The 4625-nt window shown below is 62.8% G+C and carries 7 protein-coding genes; all 7 read left to right on the top strand.

Features of this window, described 5'->3' with window-relative positions; genetic code table 11:
* A partial coding sequence (locus tag ABF757_RS12015) for a hypothetical protein (protein WP_415482567.1) occupies positions 1-540 on the top strand: 540 nt, incomplete at its 5' end.
* A 43-nt stretch (positions 541-583) separates the two neighbouring features.
* Positions 584-1306 (top strand): hypothetical protein, encoded by a 723-nt coding sequence (locus tag ABF757_RS12020; RefSeq protein WP_415482568.1) that lies wholly within the window; start codon positions 584-586, stop codon positions 1304-1306.
* Entirely contained in the window at positions 1306-1611 is a 306-nt protein-coding gene (locus tag ABF757_RS12025; protein WP_415482569.1) for a phage baseplate plug family protein, read from the top strand. Before ABF757_RS12020 ends, ABF757_RS12025 begins: the two co-directional genes overlap by 1 nt.
* Positions 1604-2545, top strand: a complete 942-nt coding sequence (locus tag ABF757_RS12030; RefSeq protein WP_415482570.1) for a baseplate hub protein — start codon at positions 1604-1606, stop codon at positions 2543-2545. The genes ABF757_RS12025 and ABF757_RS12030 overlap by 8 nt, the downstream gene beginning before the upstream one ends.
* 49 nt (positions 2546-2594) lie before the next feature.
* Positions 2595-3176, top strand: coding sequence for a Gp138 family membrane-puncturing spike protein (locus tag ABF757_RS12035; RefSeq protein WP_415482573.1), 582 nt, complete (start codon positions 2595-2597; stop codon positions 3174-3176).
* A gap of 37 nt (positions 3177-3213) precedes the next feature.
* Entirely contained in the window at positions 3214-3567 is a 354-nt protein-coding gene (locus tag ABF757_RS12040) for a hypothetical protein (RefSeq protein ID WP_415482571.1), read from the top strand.
* A partial coding sequence (locus ABF757_RS12045; protein ID WP_415482572.1) for a baseplate J/gp47 family protein occupies positions 3554-4625 on the top strand: 1072 nt, incomplete at its 3' end. The genes ABF757_RS12040 and ABF757_RS12045, both read left to right, overlap by 14 nt.

Below are 4625 nucleotides of genomic sequence, written 5' to 3' on the forward strand. Positions count from 1 at the left end.
GTCTGGCCCGGTTTGCAGGGGGTGGGTGCCATGGCCGCGTTGCCATGGGGCGTTACCTCCGGGCCGGGCCGTATCCTGCAAGCGCTGTCTGGGCGGACAGGGTCGGGCGGGGTGGCGGATACGTTTGCTTTTGCCGTTCTGCGCAGTGTCCTGCCGGGGGCGCTGTCAGCGCCAGTGGCGAGTGCAGACGGGGCGGAGGGAGCATACGCGCCGGGTGCCGATACGCCAGCGGGGGCTTATGCTCCGTGGGGTGCCGGGCCGCAGGGTGTCTCACAGGCTCTGCCTGACTATGCACCGCCATCGCTCCGGGCGGCCCACAGCTATGTCAGTGGCATGAACAGTGCCGTACAGGCCGCCATGGCCCGCACTACGCCGGAGCCTGCCCTGCCTGAGCAAAAGCGCACGACGGTTGCCGGGCGTGAAGCGCTTGCGGATACACGCTCTGAGCGTATGGCGTTTTCATCTCTGAGCGGGGTGGGGCGGCACGGGCTGTCCAGCCTCAAGGCGCAGGCCCGGTACGCCAATATGGGCATGCGTTAGCACCCTGCCCGGATTGTTTGCTGATATGTGAAAGTATGTTTCCATGGCAATGAATTTGGTGCCTCTGCCCGCTGTGTGGGATATTCCCGTAGCGGTCGGGGTTCCCAGCCTGCTGGGGCAGTCCGGCACGGCGGGTGTTGCGGCTTCGGCCTCCACGGTTCTGGGCTCCATGCTTGATGATACGCGCATCATGCTGGCGGATACCCAGTGGGGCATTTTTACCGCCGATAATCAGCCGGTTCTGACATCAGGGCGGGTGCGGGCGGTTGATGTGCAGGCTTTCAGCTATGTGTCCGATGCCCCGCAGCAGCAGGGGGCTTTTCTGTCCTACAACAAGGTGCGTCAGCCCGGTCAGTACCGGGTGGAAATGCTGTGCGATGGTTCAGGCCCGGTTTTTGGCGCATCAGCGGGCAGCAGCGGTGTGCTGGAAAGCCTGCTGGCGGCTACGGGGCTGGTTGGCCCATCGGCTGACATGCTCATGCGCCGTGGCTTTCTGCAAACGCTTGAAGCGCTGGTGGATGATCTGAACCTGTATTCTGTTGTCACGCCGGAGGTCACGTATTCCAGCGTGAACGTGCAGGGCTACAGCCTGCGGCGCGAGGCCCAGCACGGGGTTACGCTGCTTTGGGCCGGAATTACGTTGCAGGAAATCCGGCTTGATACCACCACCAGCCTGGGCACGGCCTCGCCCGCCGGGCAGGCCATGCAGTCGGGTGGGGCGGTGCAGGCGGCTGAATCCACGCAGGATACGGCGGAGCTGCTCTGATGGCGGTTGTTTCCATTCCACTCAATGCGGTGGCGTATCAGAGCCTGAGCGTGCCGCTTTCGGGGCATGTCATCCGGCTGGAATTGCAGCAGCGCAGTACCGGGCTGTTTGCTGCGCTGTGGTGCGATGGCGCGGCCTGCCTGTCGGGGGTGCTGTGTCAGGATCGGTCATGGCTTGTGCGTAAAGCCTACTACGGCCTGCCTGGTGATTTTGCCTTTGTGGATACTCAAGGCACGGACAGCCCCGCTTATACCGGGCTGGGGGCGCGGTTCGTGCTGGTTTACGAGGAGGGGCGCAATGTCTGATACCGCAGGGGCGGATACCGCGCTCGCGGCGCGGCGCATCGATGTGGCCTTTACCTTCGCGCCCGATGCCTCTCAGGGCGTGGGGGCGGGAGCCGGGGCCGAAACCGTTACCCTCAGCGATTACCGCGTGGCGTGTCAGGTGCTCAATACCGGGCTGGAAACCGGCATGGTGTGTACCCTGCGGATAGAAGGCATGCCCCCCACATTGGTCAACCGGCTTTCCGCCGCACAGGCGGGGGTGGTGGCGCAGGGCCGCAATAGTGTGACCGTTATGGCCGGTGGCGCGCAGACTGCCCGTCCGGTGATTTTTTCGGGCGGTATTGTCGAGGCTTTCGTGGAATACGAAACCGCGCCGGAGGCAGTGTTTGTCGTGCAGGCGCACTCCATCGCCCTGCCTGCCGCGCTGCCGGTCAGCCCCACCTCCTTTGCGGGGGATGCATCGGTTGCCACCATCATGGCGGCCATTGCAGTCAAGGCCGGGCTGGGTTTTGTCAATAACGGCGTGCAGACCGTGCTCCGGGGCGGTGTGTATTACAAGGGAGCCGCCACTGAGCAGATTGATGCCTGCGCCCGAGCGGGTGGGGTCAGCTATCATATCGGTATGGGGCGTTTGTCTGTCTGGCCATTTTCCATGGAGGCGGCGCGCTCTGCCGCTGTGCCGGTTTCTGCCGCCACAGGGCTGATCGGCTATCCCGCATACAGCCAGTACGGGGTAACGCTGCGTATGCTGTTTAATCCCGGCATTGGTTTTCGCGATACCATAAGCCTGCAAAGTGACGGTTCGGCGGCGCAGGGGGTTAGTCTTCCGGCAACGGGGCTGTGGGTAGTGCAGGGGGTGCGGCATGTGCTGCAAAGTGCCCACTCACAGGGGCCGTGGTTCACTCTGATAGAGGCGGCAAGGCCAGACCTTGCCGGGCAGGGCTTTGCACAATAGGCTTATCGGCACACAGCGGCCTGAAGACAGCGCCAGCGATTTCAATGCCATGAATGCCGTTATCCGGCGGCTTTTATCCATGATGGGCACCAACCTGCCCGCCCGTGTGGTGGCGGTGCATGGCGAGGGCCTGAACCCTGTGGGGTTTGTGGATGTGCAGCCTATGGTGCACCAGCAGGATGGCGCGGGGCGTACCGTGCCGCACGGTATTCTCTACAATGTTCCTTATATCCGCCTGCAGGGCGGTGCGCGGGCTTTCGTGTGCGACCCGGTGGTGGGGGATATCGGGCTTATCATTGTCTGCGGGCGCGATATTTCCACGGTAAAGACCATGCGCGATGCGGCGGCCCCTGGTTCGTTCCGCCAGCATGACATGGCCGATGCCCTCTACCTTGGCGGCCTGCTGAACGCGGCTCCCACAGAATATATCGGCTGGGTGGGGGGCGATGTGCATGTCAGCACCAAAGGCCGGTTTGTGGTTGATGCCGCAGCCTGCGTGATCGATTGCGATGTAACGGTCAAGGGCGCGGTATCCGCCACGGGCGATGTGCAGGCAGGCAGTATCAGCCTTGATACCCATACCCATGCGGGCGTTACGTCAGGCAGCGGCAGAACAGGCGCGCCGGGTTAGACAAAACGCCGCAGGCGTTCAGGAGAAACTCCATATCATGTCAACGCTGCTTCTGGACAGGTCCACCTGGGATCTGGTGCTGGATTCAGGCGGCAATCTCGCTCTTGCAACAGCGCCCTATGCTGTTTTGCAGGATGTGTCCTGTGCTGTCCGGGTCTTTGCGGGTGAGTGCTGGTACAATACCGGCATGGGTTTGCCGTATAAGCGTAATATTCTAGGTGTTTCGCAATCTGCATCGGTTTTTCGCGCACAGGCGGAGGCCGCCGCTCAGGCCGTGCCCGGTGTGGCGCAGGCCCGATGCATCATTACCGCCCTTGGGGTGGATCGCAGGCTTTCAGGAGCCATTCTCGTCACCACAACGGATGGAATAACGCAGAGTGCCGGATTCTAGCAGCACGGGAACTACCTCGGTTCCACCGCCCTCTTTCACGGATACGGGTTTTATCGCCCCCGCCGAGAGCGATATTCTTACGGGTGCTCTGGCCGACCTTAACGCGGCCATGGGGGGCAACCTCAATACCGATCTGTCCACCCCGCAGGGCCAGTTGGCCATGTCCTTTACGGCGGCGCTGGGCGATGCGTATGACCAGTTTCTTGCCATCCTCAACGGGGTTGACCCCGAGCGCGCTTTCGGACGGTTGCAGGACGCTATTGGCAATATCTATTTTATGAGCCGAAAGGGGGCTACGGCCACGGTTGCAAGCGTGGTCTGCACGGGGGCTGCTGGTGTTGTAGTGCCCGCCGGTACGCTGGTGCAGGATTCCGGCGGCTATTACTACGCGGCGGATGGCGCCATTACGCTGGATGCAACGGGTACGGGCACCGGTACGTTTTCGTGTACCACGCTGGGGGCCATAGAATGCGCGGCCAATAGTCTTGGTATTTACCAGTCCGTAACCGGGCTTACCGCAGCCACCAACCCGGCGGCGGGTGTAACCGGAACGGATGAGGAAGGGCGCGCGGCGTTCGAGGCGCGCAGGGCGGCGTCTGTCGCGGGGAACAGTGTTGGTGCGCTCAATGCCATTGCCGGGGCTGTGAGTGCGGTGGATGGGGTTACTGCCGTGTATGTGGTGGATAACAGCACCGCTGCGGCCGTCACCACGGGCGGTATCAGCCTTGCAGCTCACAGCCTGTATGTGTGTGTCAATGGTGGCACGGACGAGGCGGTGGCGTTGGCCATGCTGCGTAAAAAGCCGCCGGGCTGCGGCTATACCGGCACTACGACGGTTACAGTCGCGGACCCCGACAGCGTCTATCAGACAGCCCCTCTCTATGCCGTAACTTTTACGCGCGCGCTGGCCACATCCCTGTATTTCGGGGTGACGATCCGTGCTGGCTCCACGGTGCCCTCTACAGCGGCCACGCAGATTCAGGCGGCCATTCTCGCGGCGTTCGAGGCGGATGGCGGGGATGCCGGGATTATCGGCGGCACGGTCTATGCCAGCGCCT

The organism is Acetobacter papayae (genome assembly GCF_047721125.1).
Classification (GTDB): Bacteria; Pseudomonadota; Alphaproteobacteria; order Acetobacterales; family Acetobacteraceae; genus Acetobacter; species Acetobacter papayae.

Bases quoted from the DNA above. Each gene is read 5' to 3' on its own strand.
- ABF757_RS12020 (WP_415482568.1), top strand. From the start codon at position 584: ATGGCAATGAATTTGGTGCCTCTGCCCGCTGTGTGGGATATTCCCGTA.
- ABF757_RS12025 (WP_415482569.1), top strand. From the start codon at position 1,306: ATGGCGGTTGTTTCCATTCCACTCAATGCGGTGGCGTATCAGAGCCTG.
- ABF757_RS12030 (WP_415482570.1), top strand. From the start codon at position 1,604: ATGTCTGATACCGCAGGGGCGGATACCGCGCTCGCGGCGCGGCGCATC.
- ABF757_RS12035 (WP_415482573.1), top strand. From the start codon at position 2,595: ATGAATGCCGTTATCCGGCGGCTTTTATCCATGATGGGCACCAACCTG.
- ABF757_RS12040 (WP_415482571.1), top strand. From the start codon at position 3,214: ATGTCAACGCTGCTTCTGGACAGGTCCACCTGGGATCTGGTGCTGGAT.